We start from the raw sequence: 19,407 nt of genomic DNA, 5'->3' as shown, positions 1-19,407 counted from the left end.
CCTGAGAGGATGGTCACGTGAGTAATCAAGCGTGGATCATCGTCGCGGCGATCGCTGCCGTCCTGCTCGTCGTCCTCGTCGTCGGGTTCGTTCTGTCCCGTCGCCGGAGAGTGTCCCTCAAGTCGGACGAGGCCGCCCGAATCGAGGACGCGGCCACCAAGGACAGATCCGGTGGCTACACCGCGGGCAGCGGTTTCTCGTTCAGTCAGGGCACTGCGACCGCCGAGCCCGTCCCGCCTGCCCCGAAGCCCGTCCCGCCTGCCCCGAAGCCTGTCGAGACCTTCCCGGTCGAGCCGACGCCGGTGCCACCCACCCACACTCGGGACGAGCCGGAGGTCCTCGACCCCGAGGTTCCGGTCGTCGAGCCTCAGGTGCCGGTTGTCGAGCCCGCCGAGCCGGCCGAGCCCACCGCGCCTGCGGTGCCGGAACCCGCCCCGGACGCCGAGGCACCTGCTCCTCGACTGGACACCATCGATCCGACCGAAGGTCGGTTGGACCGTCTTCGTGGACGTCTGGCTCGTTCCCAGTCCGCGGTGGGCAAGTCCCTGCTCGGATTGCTCGGCGGCGGAGACCTGGACGAGGACTCGTGGGAAGAGGTCGAGGACACGTTGCTGATCGCCGACATCGGCTCGGCCACGACGACGGAGATCATGCGTACGCTGCGCGAGCAGATGGCAGCTCGCAGTATTCGTACCGAAGCCGATGCGCGAGCGCTGCTGCGGGAAATTCTGGTGGCGCAACTGCATCCGGAGTTCGATCGTTCGATTCGCGCGCTTCCGCACGACGGCGCGCCTGCGGTGTTGTTGGTCGTCGGAGTCAACGGCACCGGCAAGACCACGACCACCGGCAAGCTCGCCCGTGTCCTGGTCGCGGACGGCCGGCGAGTGCTCCTCGGTGCGGCCGACACGTTCCGCGCTGCTGCCGCGGATCAGCTGCAGACCTGGGCCGAGCGAGTCGGTGCCGAAGTGGTGCGCGGCAAGGAAGCCGCCGACCCGGCCGCCGTTGCCTTCGACGCGGTGAGCAAGGGAATCGAGAACGGAGTCGACGTGGTGCTGGTCGACACCGCAGGTCGCCTGCACACGAAGTCCGGTCTGATGGACGAGCTGAGCAAGGTCAAACGCGTCATCGAGAAGCGGGCCCACGTCGACGACGTGCTGCTCGTTCTGGATGCGACGGTCGGCCAGAACGGACTGACTCAGGCGCGCGTCTTCGCCGAGATCGTGGACATCACCGGTGTCGTGCTGACCAAGCTCGACGGAACCGCGAAGGGCGGCATCGTTTTTCAGGTACAGCGGGAACTCGGGGTACCCGTCAAGCTCGTCGGTCTCGGCGAAGGTGCCGACGATCTGGCTCCGTTCGAGCCGGGGGCGTTCGTCGACGCACTGCTCGGTTGATCGACCTCGCCGGGCTCCCGCGAACCGGGTAAAAAGCACAAACGCCAGCACGAAACCTTTTAGCAACAGAATTCGGTCATGCGTTCACATGCCCGAAACACCCGAGTGTCACGGATGAAACTTCGTGAAACCACTCTTCTTGCGTAACGGCGCGCCAACCGGTGTGCAGGAGAATGGAGGGTGTACGTGAGTCCCGAGGATATGTTGGCCAACTCCGGCAACGCCGCGTGGATGCTGATGGCAGCATCGCTGGTACTGCTGATGACGCCGGGCTTGGCGTTCTTCTACGGCGGTATGTCGCAGTCGAAGTCCGTGTTGAACATGATGATGATGTCGTTCGGAGCTATGGCCGTCGTCTCGATCATCTACTTCCTGTGGGGATGGTCGATGTCCTACGGCACCCAGGACATCGGCGGTGTCTTCGCCAACCCGTTCGAGTTCTTCGGACTCAAGGATTCGATCACCGACGCGGACGGCAACTACATCGCCGGCGCATGGGGTTACGCCAACGTCATCGACGTAGCGTTCCAGGTCACGTTCGCCATCATCACGGTCGCCCTGATCAGCGGCTCGATCGCCGGTCGAGTCAAGTACGGCACCTGGCTCGCCTTCGCAGGAATCTGGGTCACCCTCGCGTACTTCCCGCTGGCACACATGGTCTGGGGCGGTGGACTGCTGTCGGGCTCCGAGAAGGGCTTGGCCGCAAAGATTTTCGGAACGATGGTCAACGACGACGGTGACACCGTCGCCAACGTCGCACCGATCGACTTCGCCGGTGGAACGGTCGTGCACATCAACGCCGGTATCGCAGGCCTGATCCTGGCGATCATCATCGGCAAGCGAGCCGGATTCGGCAAGGTCGCCTACCGTCCGCACAACCTCCCGTTCGTCATGCTCGGCGCAGCGCTGCTGTGGTTCGGCTGGTTCGGATTCAACGCCGGTTCGGCATTCGCCGCCGACGGCATCGCAGGCGTGGCCTGGGTCAACACCACCGCGGCCACCGCAGCGGCCATCGCAGGCTGGCTCATCACCGAGCGCATCCGCGACGGACACGCAACCAGCCTCGGTGCCGCATCGGGCATTGTCGCAGGTCTGGTCGCCATCACCCCGGCCGCCGGTGCGCTCACCCCGGTCGGAGCCATGATCCTCGGCGTCATCGCCGGCGTGCTGTCGGCTCTCGCCGTCGGACTGAAGTTCAAGTTCGGTTACGACGACTCGCTCGACGTCGTCGGCGTCCACCTGGTCGCAGGCCTGTGGGGCACCATCGGAATCGGCTTCCTCGGATCCGAGACCGGCCTGTTCTACGGTGGTGACTACAAGCAGCTCGTCGTGCAGATCGTCATCGCGTTGTTCGCATTGGTCTTCACCGCAATCGTGACCGCGGTCATCGCCTTCGCTCTGAAGCCGCTGGGCTGGCGCGTGACGGACGAGGAAGAGGCGAACGGCATCGACGAGGCCGAGCACGCCGAGACTGCATATGATTTCGCCTGACAAGGTAGAGATAGAGATGAACGCTGCACCGTACGACAACGGGCACTCGAGGTCTTGTGAAGGGAAGCAAAAATGAAGCTGATCACGGCAATCGTCAAACCGTTCACCCTGGAGGACGTCAAGACGGGGCTGGAACAGGCCGGCGTGCTCGGAATGACCGTCAGTGAGGTTCAGGGCTACGGCCGCCAGAAGGGCCACACCGAGGTCTACCGAGGTGCGGAGTACTCGGTCGATTTCGTTCCTAAGGTGCGTGTCGAGGTAGTCGTCGACGACGCCGCAGTGGAGAAGGTCGTCGAGGTCATCGTCGAAGCAGCCCGCACCGGCAAGATCGGTGACGGCAAAGTGTGGGTTTCCCCGGTGGATTCGGTCATCCGAGTCCGTACCGGAGAACGTGGCGCCGATGCGCTCTGACCCCACAGGGTCTCGGTCCGGGGGCCCCGGTTCTGGCGCACGCGCGCCAGAACCGGGGCCTTCGGTCTCTACGGGCTCCGCATCGAAGGGCACGAGCGATGCAGCTGCGGATCTCGCTCGGGCCAGAAAGCAACTGCTCGACGGCGGCACCCGCAACCGCCGCCTCGATGCGCCCTCGCTCAGGCAGGCGCTCGTCGATCTTCACGAGTTCTGGCTGACCACCAAGGGCGCAGAACTGGGGGTGAAGCCGGATTCCGGTTTCGCGATAGTCGCAGTAGGAGGTCTGGCGCGTCGCGAACTGCTGCCGTACTCCGACCTGGACTTGATTCTGTTGCACGACGATCTCGACCCCCGCATCGTGGCCGACGTCGCCGACAAGCTCTGGTATCCGTTGTGGGACGCCCACATCAAGCTCGATCACAGTGTACGTACCGTGCCGCAGGCCCTGCAGGTTGCCGCGGCGGACATGACCGCGGCACTCGGCATGCTCGAAGCACGACACATCGCCGGTGACGTGGAATTGAGCAACCTGTTGATCGGTGGCATACGTCGGCAGTGGCGCACCGGAATTCGCGGTCGCTTCGACGAGCTGATCGGCCAGACTCAGGGGCGCTGGGCACGAAGCGGCGAGATCGCACACCGTGCCGAACCCGACCTCAAGAGCGGCCGCGGCGGGCTGCGCGACGTGCAACTGCTCGACGCCCTCTCGATTGCTCAGTTGACCGATGGCATGCCCGGGTTGGGACCCGAATCACCGGGCGGCGGTTTGGCATTCGCGCACGGGCGACTTCTCGACGTGCGAACCGAACTGCACCGGGTGGCCGGTCGTGCCCGAGATCAGCTGCGTGCGCAGGACGCCGACGAGATCGGTGCTGCGCTTCGCATCGGCGATCGGTTCGATCTCGCTCGTGTGCTCAGCGATTCGGCACGCACCATCAGCTACTCGGTCGATGTGGGTTTGCGTACCGCCGGCAATTCGCTTCCACGACGCGGTCTTTCGCGTCTACGTCGCGTACCCGTTCGCCGTCCGCTGGACGAGGGAGTCGTCGAGCACGCGGGTGAGGTGGTGCTGGCACGCGACGCACGACCGAACAAGGATCCGGGTCTGATCATGCGGGTTGCGGCAGCGTCGGCTCAGACCGGCATGCCGATGTCTGCCTCCACGCTCAACCGTCTGTCCGACAGCGCCCCCGAACTCCGTGAGCCGTGGCCCAAGGAAGCACTCAACGATCTGTTGGTGCTGCTGGGATCCGGCCGCAAGGCCATCGCGGCCATCGAGGCGCTAGATCGAACCGGATTGTGGGGCAGGCTGATTCCGGAATGGGGTGCGGTTCGAGATCTGCCGCCTCGAGATGCGGTGCACACCTGGACGGTGGATCGACACCTGGTCGAAACTGCCGCGTACGCAAGTGCATTGACCACACGCGTCGCTCGTCCCGATCTGCTGGTGCTCGGCGCGCTCGTCCACGACATCGGAAAGGGACGCGGCGGCGACCACAGCGTCGTCGGTGCCGATCTCGCCGTTCAGATCGGTAACCGGCTCGGCTTGTGGCCCTCCGACGTGGCCCTGCTGACGGCAATGGTCCGCTATCACCTCTTGCTGCCGGAGACTGCCACCCGGCGCGATCTGGACGACCCGGCAACCGTGCAGACCGTCGTGGATGCGCTCGGTGCGGACACCGTTCTGCTGGAGCTTCTGCATGCACTCGCCGAGGCGGACTCTCTCGCGACCGGACCCGGGGTGTGGGGGGACTGGAAGGCGTCGCTGATCCGTGAACTCGTTCGTCGTTGTCGGCTGGTGATGGCGGGAGAGACTCTGCCGTCGCCGGATCCGCTCGACCCGGCGCACATCGAGTTGGCCTCGCGCGGGGGAGTGCACGTCGACATCACGCCCACCGACGGTCTGCACACCTTCGTCGTGACCGTGGTTGCACCCGACACTCCAGGACTGCTGTCCGACGCGGCCGGAGTGCTGGCACTGCATTCCTTGCGGGTGCTGTCGGCCTCGCTCGGCAGTCACGACGGTTCGGCGATCAACTCGTTCGATGTCGCACCGTTGTTCGGTGCTCCGCCGCAGGCGGGGTTGATCCGGCAGGAGATCATCCGTGCGCAGGCGGGCGAGCTCGACCTGGTCGCCGTACTCGACGCGAAGGAACGAGACGCCCGCGTCGAGACCTCGGACGAGGACGGCGAGGATTCGGCTGTGCCGGTCCTGTACGCCCAGGCTCCGCCTCGGGTGCTGTGGTTCGACGACAACGAACCGGGTCAGGTCGTGCTCGAACTGCGAGCCGAGGACCGCCTCGGCCTGCTGTGTCGATTGGCGAGCGCAATCGAGCAGCAGGGATTCGATATTCGCTGGGCGCGGGTATCGACGCTGGGTAGTTCTGTGGTCGATTCCTTCTGCATCGACTTGGCCGGCGCGGACAGTCGGGCTGTGCGCGAGGATCTCGAACGCGCGCTCCTCGCCGTCGTGCCATCGCCGGAACCGCCCAAACCCCCGGAAAAGCCCGAGGGCACTTGACCGTTGGTCGGAAGTTCGTCGGAAACCGACATGCCGTGGTGACATTTCACGAACTTCCGGCCGATGGGTTTACCCCCGAGACCGATTTGTTATGTTCGTCACCTGACGCAGCAGGCCCTTCGGGCCGAACTGCCGGCTCCGCTGCTCGAACGTCTCGTCGTTCCTGCAGGCTCCAATTCTGACATTTCGAGAGGCGCGCACTGTGGGATCACACCGACGGTCGAACATCTACGTACCGGCCGAGACGGCATCGGGTACGCCCGGTGGCAAGCATCGCGCCGCGGAGGAAGTTCAGGACACCGGCAGGCGTGCGGCCACCATCGTCGCTGCAACCGGTGCCATCGTCGTCGGCGCGACCACCATGGGCGCGGGCACCGCAGGCGCGGCACCCGTCCCGGAACCGCCCGCGGCCGGATTCCCCTTCGCCGTCCCGGAGGGTTTGCTGCCTGCCGGATTCGAGCTGCCCCAGTTCGTACCACCGCAGTTCGTGCCACCACAGTTCGAGTTGCCGCAATTCGCGCCGCCTTTCGGTGCGCCGCCGCAGGCCGCACCGGACCTTGCTCCGGCCCCACAGACCGATCTTTCGGCAGTCCCGTCGGACGCCGCGACACAGGCACCGACTCCGGGGCCGCTCGCCGCTCTCGGCCCCGAGGTGGACGCCGCGGCCCAGCAGTGGCTCGACGACGTCGGACTCGGTGGAACGGGTGCCGGGCCGGCGTCGCCGCTCGAGAGTTTGCGTTCGTTGAAGAAGGCGACGGTCCAGCCCGTCGCCGGAGTGTTGACGTCGAACTTCGGTTCGCGGTGGGGCACTCAGCACAGCGGACTGGACATCGCCGCCCCGATCGGCACGCCCATCTACGCTGCAGCCGACGGCACGGTGTCCGATGCGGGACCGGCGTCCGGGTTCGGACTCTGGGTCAAGGTTCTGCACGACGACGGCACCGAGACCATCTACGGACACGTCAACGACTTCTCGGTGCAGCCCGGTCAGCGGGTCACAGCCGGAGAACAGATCGCAACTGTGGGCAATCGCGGTCAGTCGACCGGCCCGCACCTGCATTTCGAGGTGCACGATCCCGCCGGCGTCAAAGTCGACCCCGCACAGTGGCTCTCCACCCGCGGCGTCGCTGTGACGTGGAGTGATTCGGCAAGCAAGGCCTGACCGGTCGCACCGCACCGAACGGACTCACTGCCCGACGCCCTGAGCGAGGATAAGGTGGGCTGGCGTTAGTCTGGTGACAACGCCGGACTCGGTCTGGTGACAGTGCCGGACTCGGCTCGTTTTCGGTGATCGGCTAGCTCAGGAGTGCAATCGGTGTTCGAATCCCTTTCCGACAGGTTGACCGGGACTCTCAAGGACCTGCGTGGCAAAGGTCGACTGTCCGGTGCGGATATCGACGCCACAGCCCGCGAGATCCGACTGGCCCTGCTCGAGGCCGACGTGGCGTTGCCCGTCGTGCGGGAGTTCATCAACCGCATCAAGGTCCGCGCCAAGGGTGCCGAAGTATCGGGCGCACTCAACCCGGCTCAGCAGGTCGTCAAGATCGTCAACGAGGAACTGGTCGGCATCCTCGGCGGCGAAACACGCAGACTGGTGTTCGCCAAGAACCCGCCCACCGTCATCATGCTGGCCGGCCTGCAGGGTTCCGGTAAGACGACCTTGGCGGGCAAGCTCGCCAAGTGGCTCAAGGGTCAGGGTCACACCCCGCTTCTCGTCGCCTGTGACCTGCAACGTCCCGGTGCCGTCAGCCAGCTCCAGATCGTCGGCGAACGGGCAGGCGCGGCAGTCTTCGCCCCGCATCCGGGCACGTCCATCGGCGGTGGCGAGAACGCGCTCGGCGTGTCGGCCGCGGACCCGGTCGAGGTGGCCCGCGCCGGAGTGGCCGAGGCTCGCAGCAAGCAGTACGACGTGGTCATCGTCGACACCGCAGGCCGTCTCGGTATCGACACCGAGCTGATGAGCCAGGCCGCCGGGATTCGCGACGCGGTCGAGCCGGACGAAACCTTGTTCGTTCTCGACGCCATGGTCGGCCAGGACGCCGTCAGCACCGCCGAGGCGTTCCGCGACGGAGTCGGCTTCACCGGCGTCGTGCTGACCAAGCTCGACGGCGATGCCCGCGGCGGCGCAGCACTGAGCGTGCGCGAGGTGACCGGGCAGCCCATCATGTTCGCGTCGACCGGCGAGAAGCTCGAAGATTTCGACGTCTTCCACCCCGACCGCATGGCCAGTCGCATCCTCGGCATGGGCGACGTGCTCAGCCTCATCGAGCAGGCCGAGCAGCACTTCGACGCCGAGCAGGCCGAGGCCACCGCCAACAAGATCGGCTCCGGCCAGCTCACGCTCGACGACTTCCTCGAGCAGATGATGGCCGTTCGCAAGATGGGGCCCATCGGAAATCTGTTGGGGATGTTGCCCGGCGCGGGCCAGATGAAAGAACTGGCCAATGTCGACGAGAAGCAACTCGACCGGGTGCAGGCGATTATTCGCGGCATGACGCCGCAGGAGCGCACCGATCCGAAGATCATCAATGCCTCTCGACGGCTGCGGATCGCGAACGGCTCGGGCGTGAAGGTCTCCGACGTCAACCAATTGGTCGATCGGTTCTTCGAGGCACGCAAGATGATGTCGGCGATGGCCGGTCGGATGGGCATGCCGGGTGCGCGAAAGCAGGTGCGCAACAACAAGAAGGGCAAGAAAGGCAAGAAGGGTGCTCGCGGGCCCACACAGCCGAAGATCCGCGGCGGGTTCCCCGGAATGCCTGGTGGAATGCCTGCCGGAATGCCCGACCTGTCGTCGATGCCCAAGGGCCTCGATCAATTGCCGCCGGGACTCGAGGGAATCGATCTCTCGCAGCTGAAGCTGCCGAAGAAGTAAGCGGGCCTGCGGTGTCGGCATTGCGGGTGCGGGGACGCGGGCTGCCGAACGAGTCCCCGATCGACCTGTGGATCGACGGCGGCGTCCTGTCTACGGAGCCCATCGCCGATGCCGACTTCATCCACGACGGCGGGTGGATACTGCCCGGGCTCGTCGACGCGCACTGTCATGTCGGCATCGAGTACGGCGGAGGACACACCGACCTGGCCGGGTCGATCGCGCAGGCCGAGACCGAACGAGGCGTCGGGGCTCTGCTGCTGCGTGACGCGGGATCTCCGGTCGACACGCGGGCGTTGGACGACCACGACGATCTGCCACGCATCATCAGGGCGGGGCGGCACATCGCCTCCCCGAAGCGATACATCCCTGGCCTGGCGATCGACATCGAGGACGAATCACAACTTCCCGAGGCGGTCGCGCAACAAGCGCGATTCGGCGACGGGTGGGTCAAGCTCGTCGGTGACTGGATCGACCGCTCGGTGGGAGACCTCCGGCCTCTCTGGAACGACGCGATCCTCGTCGACGCCATTGCCGCGGCCCATGCGGAAGGGGCACGCGTCACCGCGCACGTCTTCGGGGAAGACGCGCTCCCCGGACTGATCGCGGCAGGCATCGACTGCATCGAACACGGCACCGGCCTGACCGACGAGACCATCGAGATGATGGTCCAGCACGGGACAGCGTTGGTGCCGACGTTGATCAACATCGAGACCTTTCCCGGCATCGCGGACTCGGCCACCCGCTACCCGGTCTACGCCCGGCACATGCGCACGTTGCATGCGCGAGTCGGCGATACCGTCGGCCGTGCCCACGACGCAGGTATCCCGATCTTCGCCGGAACCGACGCCGGCGGATCCATCGCGCACGGCCGCATCGCCGACGAGGTGGACGCTCTGGGACGCGTCGGATTGTCACCGACCGACGCGCTCGGTGCTGCTTGCTGGGACGCCCGGTCGTGGCTGGGGCGAGGCGGGCTCGAGCACGGTGCGCCCGCCGATCTCGTCGTGTACTCCGACGACCCGCGCGGGGGAGCGGACGTGTTGTCCAACCCCGAGCTGGTGATTCTGCGCGGCCGCGTGACCGATCGTCGCGGACGCGCCGCGAGTGGATCGGGATACGGCGATGGTTGATCCGCGGCAAGGCCCGGACCGATTCGATGCCGACCAGTTCGGCCGCACACCAGGAGGCGCGGGGGAATTCGACGTGAACCGGCCCAGCTGGGCGGGAATGGCACCGATGAATCACGTGCAACAGCAGGGCTCGGGACTGTCCGAGACATACTGGCGTGCCGAAGCAGCGGCCGCGGAGCGCAGACCCGGCCAACGGTGGGGACTGCCGGCGGCCGCCCTCGTGCTCGGCCTCAATCTTGCCGGGTTTGTGCTCCTCGGCCTGGTCGTGTCCTCGGAGTCCTCGCCGCTGTTCGTCGTGGGGATCATGATCCCGAGCCTGCTCGCCGCAGGACTGGCGGTGGCGGTCACGATGTCGAGGGGCAACGGCCCCGTCGTCGACTTCGGGCTCCCGAGATCCGTTCACGAACTCGTCGGTCATATCCGATCGGGTCTGGCCTGGGGTGGAGTCGCCCTGATCGGTGGAGTGCTGCTCGCACTCGTGCTGCTCTCGCGTATCGATTTTCAGGATCAGGCACCGCTGGGCGGTATGTCAGACATCGCCGTGGGGTGGAAAGTCGTTTTCGCCGTGTGGATTTGGATCGGCGCACCGATCTGCGAAGAAACGATGTTCCGCGGCATGTTGTGGGGAGCTCTCGAAAAACGCACTCGGCCCATGCCGATGGCGTGGCTGGGCAACCGCTGGGTGGTACTGGTGATCACGGCGGTGATGTTCGCGATCTGGCACCGAGAATGGTGGCGCTTCGTCGTCCTGCTGTGGGGAGGACTCGCCATCGGCATCGCGAGAATGAGAAGTGGCTCGATCGTCGCGTCGACCACGGCTCACTCTGTCAACAACACCTTTCCGGCTTTGGTGATTCTGCTGGCCTGACCGGGCGATTGAGGGTATCGGGTGGTCGTCTGGCAGAATGGACCGCTGTTCGCCCGTCTCCGGTTACGTACCGCGCGGCGGTCACGACAACTCCAACGCAAAACCGGGTTCGCATGCCGTGCGAACCGCTGAATTGCGCAGTGACCACTCCTCGAAAGGCTTCACCAGAACATGGCCGTCAAGATCAAGCTCATGCGTATCGGCAAGATCCGCACCCCGCATTACCGCGTCGTCATTTCCGACGCCCGTACCCGCCGTAACGGCCGTGCAATCGAGACCATCGGGACGTACGAGCCCAAGCAGGACCCCAGCGTCATCGAGATCAACTCCGAGCGTGCGCAGTACTGGCTGGGCGTCGGCGCGCAGCCGACCGAGCCCGTCGAGGCATTGCTGAAGATCACCGGCGACTGGCAGAAGTTCAAGGGCCTGCCCGGCACCGAGGGCACCCTCCGCGTCGCCGAGCCCAAGCCGTCGAAGCTCGACCTCTTCAACGCTGCGCTGGCGCAGGCGGATTCCGAGCCCCAGGGCGAGGCCACCACCGCCAAGAAGAAGAAGGCACCGAAGTCGGACGATTCCGCTGCCGCGGAGACCACCGACGCTGCAGCAACCGAGACGGCAGACGCGCCGGCCGCCGAGGCTGCTGAGAAGTGAGTGCCGTTGTCGCCGATGCCGTCGAACATCTCGTTCGCGGCATCGTCGCCAATCCCGATGACGTTCGCGTCGAGATGATCACCGGCCGTCGTGGTCGCACCGTGGAAGTTCACGTGCACCCCGACGACCTGGGCAAGGTCATCGGACGCGGTGGTCGCACCGCTACGGCGCTGCGCACTCTCGTCTCCGGAATCGGTGGTCGCGGCATCCGTGTCGACGTCGTCGACACGGACCAATAGGTCACGTAACCCATCATGGAGCTGGTCATCGGTCGTGTCGCCAAGTCGCACGGCATCAAAGGTGAAGTGGTTGTCGAGGTTCGCACCGACGACCCCGACGACAGATTCGCCGTCGGAACTGTTCTGCGTGGCCGCAAGCCACGATCGAATGCACAGCCCGTGACACACACGGTGGACGCCGTCCGGGAACACTCCGGGCGGCTTCTGCTGCGTCTGAACGGTATCGACGACAAGACCGCTGCGGACGAACTGCGCGGAATTCTCTTCGTCGTCGAATCGACCGATCTCCCGCCGTCCGACGATCCGGACGAGTTCTACGATCACGAACTCGAAGGCCTCACCGTGGTACTGACCGACGGTTCCGTCGTCGGTACCGTCCGCGAGGTCCTGCACTCGGCAGCAGGCGAACTGCTGTCCATCACGCCCCCTGCCGATGAGCAATCCGGTCGTTCCGAGATTCTCGTGCCCTTCGTTTCGGCCATCGTGACGTCTGTGTCGTTGGCAGACAAGACAATCGAGATCGATCCGCCCGAGGGCTTGCTGGATCCGGAGTAGTTCGTGCGCCTCGACGTCGTCACCATCTTCCCGGAATACCTCACCCCACTGCGTACTGCTCTGCTCGGTAAGGCGATCGATCGCGGGCTGGTATCGGTGGGGGTTCACGACCTGCGCTCCTGGACCCACGATGTGCACAAGGCCGTCGACGATTCCCCGTACGGCGGCGGGCCGGGAATGGTCATGAAGCCGACCGTCTGGGGTGACGCACTCGACCACGTGCTGACCGACGAGTCGCTCCTCGTCGTCCCCACTCCCGCAGGGGTGCCGTTCACACAACGTACGGCCGAAAGATGGTCCACCGAACAGCATCTCGTGTTCGCGTGCGGTCGCTACGAAGGCATCGATCAACGCGTGTTCGACGACGCCGCACGCCGCGTTCGGGTCGAGGAAGTCAGCATCGGAGACTACGTTCTCATCGGCGGCGAGGCGGCAGTACTGGTCATGGCCGAGGCCGTCGTCAGATTGATGCCGGGCGTACTCGGCAATCAGCAGTCGCACCAAGAGGATTCGTTCTCCGATGGGCTACTGGAGGGTCCGAGTTACACCCGGCCTGCCCGATGGCGAGAACTCGACGTCCCCGAGATTCTGTTGTCCGGCGACCACGCGAAGATCGCCGCCTGGCGTCGAGAACAATCCCTGCGCAGAACAGCGGACCGACGCCCGGATCTACTGACGGACTGACGTTGTCAGCTGATTCTGCCGTCGGGGAACAACATCGACACGAAGCCGGTGAGAGTGTCCCGTGCGTGCAGTGCGCTGGCGTCGTCGCTCACGTCGACGACGGCTGTGTCCGGGTAACTTTCCATGTCGTCGGCGTAGAAGATGTCTTCACGGGACGACAGGGCCAGTACGTAGCGATTGTCCGCGCCGATGGTTCCCGTCGACAGATGGACCCACCGATCGGACACGCAGCACATCCAGCCCTGCTTGACTGCATGCACGGTCTCGCCCGGTAAGCCGTCGACGATCCCGAAGTGTTGCTTGTAGCCGTCGGCAGCTACAGGGGCCGAGCGTCGCAGCATTCCGATGATGATGTCGGTCGACGCGGTGGTCAGGCCGCCGCTGCCGTTCAGCAGCCCGGCGTAGTAGCCGACCAGGTCACTGGGAGTCGTTTCCGTGTTGTACCACTGGTCGTCGCCGGGAGCGTCGGTGTTCCTCAGGGCATATCGCGCCGCGACTGCGCGGACGATCTCGGACGAACCGTATCGATACCAGAGCGTGTATGCGGCATTGTCGTCGGAGAACTCGAGCATGCTGGTCATCGTGGCCAGCTCGTCGGCGGAGACGGGGCGGTTCTGCGACTGCGCCTCGAACATCACCTCGTCGGCAATGAAGAGCTTGGAGACCGACGCCGTTTCGATCGGCTCGTCGGCATCGCTGCTGTAGTAGGAACCGGTCTCTCGATCCAGCAACGCGAAGTTCACATCGGCACCTCGGGCTCGCGCCGATTCCACCGCCATCGGAATACGCGCTTCCAAGGCCACGCCGTCGACCTTCTGGATATCCGGGAACGGTGATGCCGATGTCTCGGCCGAATCCCTGCCGTCGGGATCGCCGGCCTGATCATCGGGCGGTACGGAGCACGCGCTCAGGACCAACAGTGCGGCGCAGGTGGCGGTCAGTAACCGAGCCCCCCTGACCATCTACAGAACTCTCCCGCACATAGAACCGCTGACCGACCTGTCCCACACTAGCGGTAGGGTCCATCGCCGTGACCACTGCTCTGAAATCTGTGAACAAGCGCATAGCCGAAGAACTCGATGTTCGCGAAGAACAGGTTCGTGCCGCTGTAGAACTCCTCGACGGCGGGTCCACGGTCCCGTTCATCGCGCGCTATCGCAAGGAGGTCACCGGCACACTCGACGACGCGCAATTGCGCCAACTCGACGAGCGACTTCGATACCTCCGAGAACTCGACGAGCGGCGAGATGCCGTCATCGAATCGATTCGTTCGCAGGGCAAACTCGACGACGCGCTCGAACAGTCGCTGATGCTGGCCGAGACCAAGGCCCGCGTCGAAGACATCTACCTGCCGTTCAAGCCCAAGCGTCGGACGAAGGCACAGATTGCGCGCGAGGCCGGCCACGAACCCGTCGCAGACGCCCTGTTCACCGATCCGTCCACCGACCCGGCGCAGTTCGATCAGGAGCAGCTCGACGGGGCACGAGCAATTCTCGTCGAGCGTTTCGCCGAGGATGCCGACCTGGTGGGTGAGCTGCGTGAACTGATGTGGACCTCCGGCAAGCTGGTCGCCACCGTGCGCAAGGGGAAAGAGGAGGAAGGCGCGAAATTCTCGGACTACTTCGAGTTCTCCGAACCGTTCACGAGCCTGCCCTCGCATCGCATCCTCGCGACGCTACGCGGTGAGAAGGAAGAGATTCTGTCCCTCGGGTTCGAACCCGAGCGGGACGAGCCGACTCCCGGTGTGCCCAGTGTCTACGAGGGGCGTATCGCAACCAAGTTCGGAATCGCAGATCGCGGCCGCCCGGCCGACAAGTGGCTGCTCGATACCGTTCGCTGGGCATGGCGCACCAAGATGCTGGTCACCGTCTCACTCGATACGCGCATGAGACTGCGCCAGTCGGCCGAGAAGGACGCCGTGGACGTGTTCGCGAGCAACCTCAAAGACCTGTTGTTGGCCGCACCCGCCGGAAACCGCACCACGATGGGACTCGACCCGGGCTTTCGTACCGGAACGAAGGTGGCGATCGTCGACGCCACCGGCAAGGTCGTCGACTACGACACGATCTATCCCCACAAGCCGCAGGGCAAGTGGGACCAGGCCGTGGCCACACTCGCCGGGCTCGCGGCCAAGCACAAGGTGGAGCTCATCGCCATCGGAAACGGTACGGCGTCACGCGAAACCGATTCTCTGGCAGCAGAATTGATAGCAAAATTCCCGGCGGCGAATTTGACCAAGGTGGTGGTGTCCGAGGCGGGTGCCTCGGTCTACTCGGCGTCGGCGTACGCCTCGAGTGAGCTGCCCGAACTCGACGTCTCCATCCGCGGCGCGGTCTCGATCGCTCGCAGGCTGCAGGATCCGTTGGCCGAGCTGGTCAAGATCGACCCCAAGTCCATCGGTGTCGGCCAGTACCAGCACGACATCTCCGAAACTCTGCTCGCCCGTTCTCTCGGGGCCGTGGTCGAGGATGCGGTGAACGCGGTGGGTGTCGATGTCAACACAGCATCGGTGCCCTTGCTGTCGAGGGTCTCCGGTATCGCCGGTTCGCTCGCCGAGAGCATCGTGGCGCACCGCGACCAGAACGGTCCGTTCGCCAGCCGCAGCACCCTCAAGGACGTACCGCGCTTGGGTCCCAAGGCTTTCGAGCAGTGCGCCGGGTTCCTGCGCATCTCCGGGGGAGAGGATCCACTCGACCGCTCCAGCGTGCACCCGGAGGCCTATCCCGTCGTGCGCCGCATCGTCGGCAAGGCGGGTGTGGGCGTGCGCGAGGTGGTGGGCAACACCGCACTCCTGCGCCGCCTCGATCCCGCCGAATTCGTCGACGAACGATTCGGGTTGCCCACCGTCACCGACATCATCTCCGAGCTGGAGAAGCCTGGACGCGATCCGCGTCCGGAGTTCAAGACCGCTACTTTCGCAGCCGGTATCGAGAAGGTCGCCGACCTGAAGCCGGGGATGACGCTCGAAGGTGTCGTGACCAACGTGGCGGCGTTCGGTGCTTTCGTCGACGTCGGCGTGCATCAGGACGGACTCGTTCACGTCTCTGCGATGTCGCACAACTTCGTCAAGGACCCGCGTGAGGTCGTCAAATCCGGCGATGTGGTGCGGGTCAAGGTGATGGAGGTCGACATCCCACGTCAGCGCATCGGCCTGAGTCTGCGGTTGGACGACGAGCCCGGTGCGAGCGGCGGCAAGGACACACCTCGTGGGCAGCAGGGTGACCGCTCCCGCGGTACGTCCTCGAGCAAGGGCAACGGCCGTCAGAGCAATGGCGGCCAGGGCAACCGGCCGCAACGCGATCGACGTGGAGGTGGACCCGCGGCGACGCCTGCGGCAGGTTCCATGGCCGACGCGTTGCGCAAAGCGGGCTTCGGGAAGTAGCGCTCGGACTTTCCCGGTCGATGCCGACCCCGGCGGCGACGAACGAGAATAGGCTGATTCGGCGATAGCCGTTGTTTCGGGCGTGCGGCGGGAAGGACGTGGAGCGCGTGAGGTGGTTGGAGCACGGTGTCGTCGAGCACGGCCGCCTTCCGTTGCTCTGCTTCCTGCTCGGCCTACTCGTGGGATTTCTGCTGATTCGCCTGAGCGTCAGAATGATTCGCGCGGATGTGAAGTGGTGGCCGGGCAACATCACCCCTGGCGGCCAGCACATTCACCATGTCGTGTTCGGAATCGTGCTGATGCTGTTGGCGGGGATCGGGCTCATCGCGGTGTACGTGGACGGGTCGCAGACCATCGGTGCCGTGCTGGCGGCGATCTTCGGCAGCGGCGCTGCCCTCGTGCTCGACGAATTTGCCCTCATCTTCTATCTCCGCGACGTCTACTGGTCCGAGCAGGGCCGAACATCCGTCGATGCGGTATTCGCAGCCGTCGCCTTCACCGGGTTCCTGCTACTGGGACTTCACCCGTTGGAGCTGCTCAGCCCCGCCGATTTCCGGGCCGATCCCGATCCCTGGGTTCGCGGAACACTCGGTGTGCTGGCACTGCTCAACCTGAGTCTGTGCGTCGTCGTGCTGCTCAAGGGCAAGATCTGGACCGGGCTGATCGGGCTGTTCGTTCTGCCCATCCTCATTCTGGCCGCGGTCCGACTCAGCAGGCCGAGTGCACCCTGGGCGAGGTGGCGCTACACGAGCAGACCGAAGAAGATGGAGCGTGCGCTGCGGCGAGAGAAGAAGTGGCGCAGGCCGCTCATACGGGCCAAGATCTACCTGCAGGATGCGATCGCGGGCAAGCCCAGCATTGTTCATGCGGTCGAGGCCACCGAGGACGAGCTCGCGCGTACCGTCGTGCCCGCACCCCAGGCCGGAACCGTGGCCCAGTCCTCGGTCGGGGCGATTTCCTCGAACGCCTGACGGTCTGGCACAATAGGCGGGTTGCCTCTCGCGAGGCACACACCTCACTCGGAGTACGAACCAGTTGTGCCGCCTCGGTGGCGAGCCGCTCGGTTCCTCTGCTCAAGCGCAGAACGCAAGGATGGCACAACCGATGAACACCCTGGACTTTCTCGACAATCAGTCGCTGCGTAGCGACATCCCCGATTTCCGCCCCGGCGACACGCTGAACGTGCACGTCAAGGTTATCGAAGGCTCGAAAGAGCGTATTCAGATCTTCAAGGGCGTCGTGATTCGACGTCAGGGCGGTGGCGTCCGCGAGACGTTCACCGTTCGTAAGGTGTCGTTCGGCGTCGGCGTGGAGCGCACTTTCCCGGTGCACAGCCCCAACATCGCGCAGTTCGAGGTCCTCACTCGCGGCGACGTTCGTCGCGCGAAGCTGTACTACCTCCGCGATCTGCGTGGCAAGGCCGCCAAGATCAAAGAAAAGCGCTGACCCGGTCGTATCGACCGCTTCGAGCAGCAACCATGCCGCGTCACCGAACATCGGTGACGCGGCATGGTGCGTTGGAGCCACCGCCCTGACATTTCGGACGTACCGGTACGAGCGATGCTCGGTGAAAACGCCGCAGGCGCGGACCGACCGGCCCGCGGGCGACGGTTCCGGCTAACCTGTCCAGGTGACGCAGTCCCCACAGGATCCGACCCCACAGGGTTCGACGAACGAGCCCGACGACGAGTCTCCCCGGAACAAGCGTGCGGATCGCAAGCAGCGGTCCTTCTGGCGTGAACTTCCCATCCTCATTCTGGTAGCTCTCGTGCTGAGTTTTCTGCTTCAGACGTTCGTCGCCCGGGTCTATCTCATCCCATCCGAATCCATGGAGCCGACACTGCACGGCTGCGCCGGCTGCACCGGGGACCGCATCGTCGTGGAGAAGATCGGCTATCGATTCGGCGATCCGAAGCCCGGCGATATCGTCGTGTTCCGCGGCCCCGATTCCTGGAACGACGAATTCGTCTCGCAGCGCTCCGACAATTCGGTCATCCGCGGGGCCCAGGAAGTGGGCTCTTTGATCGGAGTCGTCGCTCCGGACGAGAACGATCTGGTCAAACGCGTCATTGCCACCGGCGGTCAGACGGTCGAGTGCTGTGATGCTCAGGGGCGGGTGCTCGTGGACGGAAAGCCGTTGGACGAGCCGTACATACAGATGGATTTCCCGTTCGTTCCGGACACGATGACGTGCGAGACCGAATTGAAATCGGGCCGGTGCTTCGACCCTGTCACGGTGCCCGAGGGCAACATCTGGGTCATGGGCGACAACCGCAGCAATTCGCGAGACTCGCGATATCACGTCACCGACGAGTTCACCGGCACCGTTCCGCTGGACAATGTGATAGGCAAGGCCGTGGCCATCGCGTTGCCGCCATCGCGAACCGGCCTCCTGGACTCGCCGGACATTCAGGGTCGATGACGGCCCGTCCTCGTCCCGCGCCTCGTGCGCGCGCATCTCTGAGCCGCTCGTCGTGGCCGCCTCGTCCCATCATCAGGAGGGCGGCGGGGCTGCGGACCATGGAATCGGCACTCGAACGCAACGGGCTCGGTCCGGTTGCGGGTGTCGACGAAGCAGGCAGGGGAGCCTGCGCGGGGCCGTTGACGGTCGCGGCGTGCATTCTGGGATCCCGGGCGCACACGGCCCTTGCGGACCTCGACGATTCCAAGAAGCTGACCGAGCGTCGCCGGGAGGAGCTCTTTCCCCGGATCAAGAAATTGGCACTCGCGTGGAGTGTGGTGTTCGTCGACGCGGCCGAGGTCGACCGCATCGGGGTGCACGTGGCGAACATCGAGGGAATGCGCCGCGCGGTGGCGGGCCTGGGCCTCACTCCCGGGTATGTCCTCACCGACGGCTTTCGGGTTCCCGGACTTCCGGTGCCGTCTCTACCCGTCATCGGAGGGGATGCCACAGCTGCCTGCATCGCTGCGGCCAGTGTGCTGGCCAAGGTGTCCAGAGACCGGTTGATGGTGCAGATGGACACCGACATTCCCGGCTACGGATTCGCCGTGCACAAGGGGTACAGCACACGTGCTCATTCGACCGCGATGACCACGCTCGGCCCGAGCCGGGAGCATCGAATGTCCTATGCCAACGTGGCTGCCGCGGCAGCCGGTCGCTCGCGTAGCGAGGTCGACGCGCTGGGGCGAATGGACTGCACCGACGACGGTGCGCCATGATTGAATTTCACGCCCGACTGGAGGAT

At 65.1% G+C, this 19,407-nt stretch carries 18 protein-coding genes; 17 read left to right on the top strand and 1 reads right to left on the bottom strand.

Annotated features, from left to right (window positions below; translation table 11 throughout):
* Nucleotides 1–17: 17 nt before the first annotated feature.
* From ftsY to trmD, 12 genes are all read left to right on the top strand, one after another.
* Nucleotides 18–1,394, top strand: coding sequence for a signal recognition particle-docking protein FtsY (gene ftsY, locus CH262_RS11105; RefSeq protein ID WP_027496679.1), 1,377 nt, complete (start codon nt 18–20; stop codon nt 1,392–1,394).
* A 186-nt stretch (nt 1,395–1,580) separates the two neighbouring features.
* On the top strand, nt 1,581–2,885 hold the full coding sequence (locus tag CH262_RS11100) for an ammonium transporter (protein ID WP_370878683.1): 1,305 nt from the start codon (nt 1,581–1,583) through the stop codon (nt 2,883–2,885).
* Between the two features lie 72 nt (nt 2,886–2,957).
* On the top strand, nt 2,958–3,296 hold the full coding sequence (locus CH262_RS11095) for a P-II family nitrogen regulator (RefSeq protein ID WP_019664269.1): 339 nt from the start codon (nt 2,958–2,960) through the stop codon (nt 3,294–3,296).
* Nucleotides 3,286–5,817 carry a [protein-PII] uridylyltransferase gene (locus CH262_RS11090; RefSeq protein ID WP_027496681.1) on the top strand — a complete coding sequence of 844 codons (2,532 nt, stop codon included), beginning with the start codon at nt 3,286–3,288 and terminating at the stop codon, nt 5,815–5,817. Before CH262_RS11095 ends, CH262_RS11090 begins: the two co-directional genes overlap by 11 nt.
* Nucleotides 5,818–6,136: 319 nt before the next feature.
* Complete coding sequence (locus tag CH262_RS11085) at nt 6,137–6,979, top strand: M23 family metallopeptidase (RefSeq protein ID WP_441344381.1); 843 nt, start codon at nt 6,137–6,139, stop codon at nt 6,977–6,979.
* Nucleotides 6,980–7,132: 153 nt separating this feature from the next.
* The gene (gene ffh, locus CH262_RS11080; RefSeq protein ID WP_032366589.1) at nt 7,133–8,692 is read left to right on the top strand and encodes a signal recognition particle protein; all 1,560 of its coding nucleotides are present in this window, start codon (nt 7,133–7,135) and stop codon (nt 8,690–8,692) included.
* Between the two features lie 11 nt (nt 8,693–8,703).
* The gene (locus tag CH262_RS11075; protein WP_094717599.1) at nt 8,704–9,822 is read left to right on the top strand and encodes an amidohydrolase family protein; all 1,119 of its coding nucleotides are present in this window, start codon (nt 8,704–8,706) and stop codon (nt 9,820–9,822) included.
* The gene (locus tag CH262_RS11070) at nt 9,815–10,690 is read left to right on the top strand and encodes a CPBP family intramembrane glutamic endopeptidase (RefSeq protein WP_094717598.1); all 876 of its coding nucleotides are present in this window, start codon (nt 9,815–9,817) and stop codon (nt 10,688–10,690) included. Before CH262_RS11075 ends, CH262_RS11070 begins: the two co-directional genes overlap by 8 nt.
* 171 nt (nt 10,691–10,861) lie before the next feature.
* On the top strand, nt 10,862–11,341 hold the full coding sequence (rpsP, locus tag CH262_RS11065; RefSeq protein WP_032366399.1) for a 30S ribosomal protein S16: 480 nt from the start codon (nt 10,862–10,864) through the stop codon (nt 11,339–11,341).
* Nucleotides 11,338–11,580, top strand: coding sequence for an RNA-binding protein (locus CH262_RS11060; protein ID WP_027496687.1), 243 nt, complete (start codon nt 11,338–11,340; stop codon nt 11,578–11,580). The genes rpsP and CH262_RS11060 overlap by 4 nt, the downstream gene beginning before the upstream one ends.
* Before the next feature lie 15 nt (nt 11,581–11,595).
* The gene (rimM, locus tag CH262_RS11055) at nt 11,596–12,135 is read left to right on the top strand and encodes a ribosome maturation factor RimM (protein WP_032391541.1); all 540 of its coding nucleotides are present in this window, start codon (nt 11,596–11,598) and stop codon (nt 12,133–12,135) included.
* A 3-nt stretch (nt 12,136–12,138) separates the two neighbouring features.
* On the top strand, nt 12,139–12,819 hold the full coding sequence (trmD, locus tag CH262_RS11050) for a tRNA (guanosine(37)-N1)-methyltransferase TrmD (RefSeq protein ID WP_032391540.1): 681 nt from the start codon (nt 12,139–12,141) through the stop codon (nt 12,817–12,819).
* Nucleotides 12,820–12,824: 5 nt separating this feature from the next.
* Here trmD and CH262_RS11045 read toward each other — a convergent pair whose 3' ends face one another.
* The gene (locus tag CH262_RS11045; RefSeq protein WP_048318283.1) at nt 12,825–13,781 is read right to left on the bottom strand and encodes a serine hydrolase; all 957 of its coding nucleotides are present in this window, start codon (nt 13,779–13,781) and stop codon (nt 12,825–12,827) included.
* 68 nt (nt 13,782–13,849) lie between these two features.
* Between CH262_RS11045 and CH262_RS11040 the strand changes: the two genes are divergently transcribed.
* The 5 genes from CH262_RS11040 (at nt 13,850) to CH262_RS11020 (ending at nt 19,381) form a co-directional block, all read left to right on the top strand.
* A complete protein-coding gene (locus CH262_RS11040) occupies nt 13,850–16,201 on the top strand; it encodes a Tex family protein (RefSeq protein WP_179274967.1) in 2,352 nt (783 codons plus the stop codon).
* 107 nt (nt 16,202–16,308) lie between these two features.
* Complete coding sequence (locus CH262_RS11035; protein ID WP_370878684.1) at nt 16,309–17,172, top strand: hypothetical protein; 864 nt, start codon at nt 16,309–16,311, stop codon at nt 17,170–17,172.
* A 133-nt stretch (nt 17,173–17,305) separates the two neighbouring features.
* A complete protein-coding gene (rplS, locus tag CH262_RS11030) occupies nt 17,306–17,647 on the top strand; it encodes a 50S ribosomal protein L19 (protein WP_027496692.1) in 342 nt (113 codons plus the stop codon).
* 184 nt (nt 17,648–17,831) lie between these two features.
* Nucleotides 17,832–18,623 (top strand): signal peptidase I, encoded by a 792-nt coding sequence (lepB, locus tag CH262_RS11025; protein ID WP_094663035.1) that lies wholly within the window; start codon nt 17,832–17,834, stop codon nt 18,621–18,623.
* Complete coding sequence (locus CH262_RS11020; RefSeq protein ID WP_080732047.1) at nt 18,620–19,381, top strand: ribonuclease HII; 762 nt, start codon at nt 18,620–18,622, stop codon at nt 19,379–19,381. Before lepB ends, CH262_RS11020 begins: the two co-directional genes overlap by 4 nt.
* The last annotated feature ends 26 nt before the right edge of the window (nt 19,382–19,407 follow it).

This window comes from Rhodococcus sp. 05-2255-1e (assembly GCF_002259025.1).
Classification (GTDB): domain Bacteria; phylum Actinomycetota; class Actinomycetes; order Mycobacteriales; family Mycobacteriaceae; genus Rhodococcoides; species Rhodococcoides fascians.
The sequence above is the reverse complement of the archived record's forward strand: the minus strand, read 5'-3'. Positions and strand labels throughout refer to the sequence as shown.

Excerpts from the sequence above, each read along its gene's own strand:
- CH262_RS11070 (WP_094717598.1), top strand. The coding sequence starts at position 9,815 with ATGGTTGATCCGCGGCAAGGCCCGGACCGATTCGATGCCGACCAGTTC.
- CH262_RS11020 (WP_080732047.1), top strand. The coding sequence starts at position 18,620 with ATGACGGCCCGTCCTCGTCCCGCGCCTCGTGCGCGCGCATCTCTGAGC.
- rpsP (WP_032366399.1), top strand. The coding sequence starts at position 10,862 with ATGGCCGTCAAGATCAAGCTCATGCGTATCGGCAAGATCCGCACCCCG.
- rplS (WP_027496692.1), top strand. The coding sequence starts at position 17,306 with ATGAACACCCTGGACTTTCTCGACAATCAGTCGCTGCGTAGCGACATC.
- CH262_RS11090 (WP_027496681.1), top strand. The coding sequence starts at position 3,286 with ATGCGCTCTGACCCCACAGGGTCTCGGTCCGGGGGCCCCGGTTCTGGC.
- CH262_RS11095 (WP_019664269.1), top strand. The coding sequence starts at position 2,958 with ATGAAGCTGATCACGGCAATCGTCAAACCGTTCACCCTGGAGGACGTC.
- rimM (WP_032391541.1), top strand. The coding sequence starts at position 11,596 with ATGGAGCTGGTCATCGGTCGTGTCGCCAAGTCGCACGGCATCAAAGGT.
- CH262_RS11045 (WP_048318283.1), bottom strand. The coding sequence starts at position 13,781 with ATGGTCAGGGGGGCTCGGTTACTGACCGCCACCTGCGCCGCACTGTTG.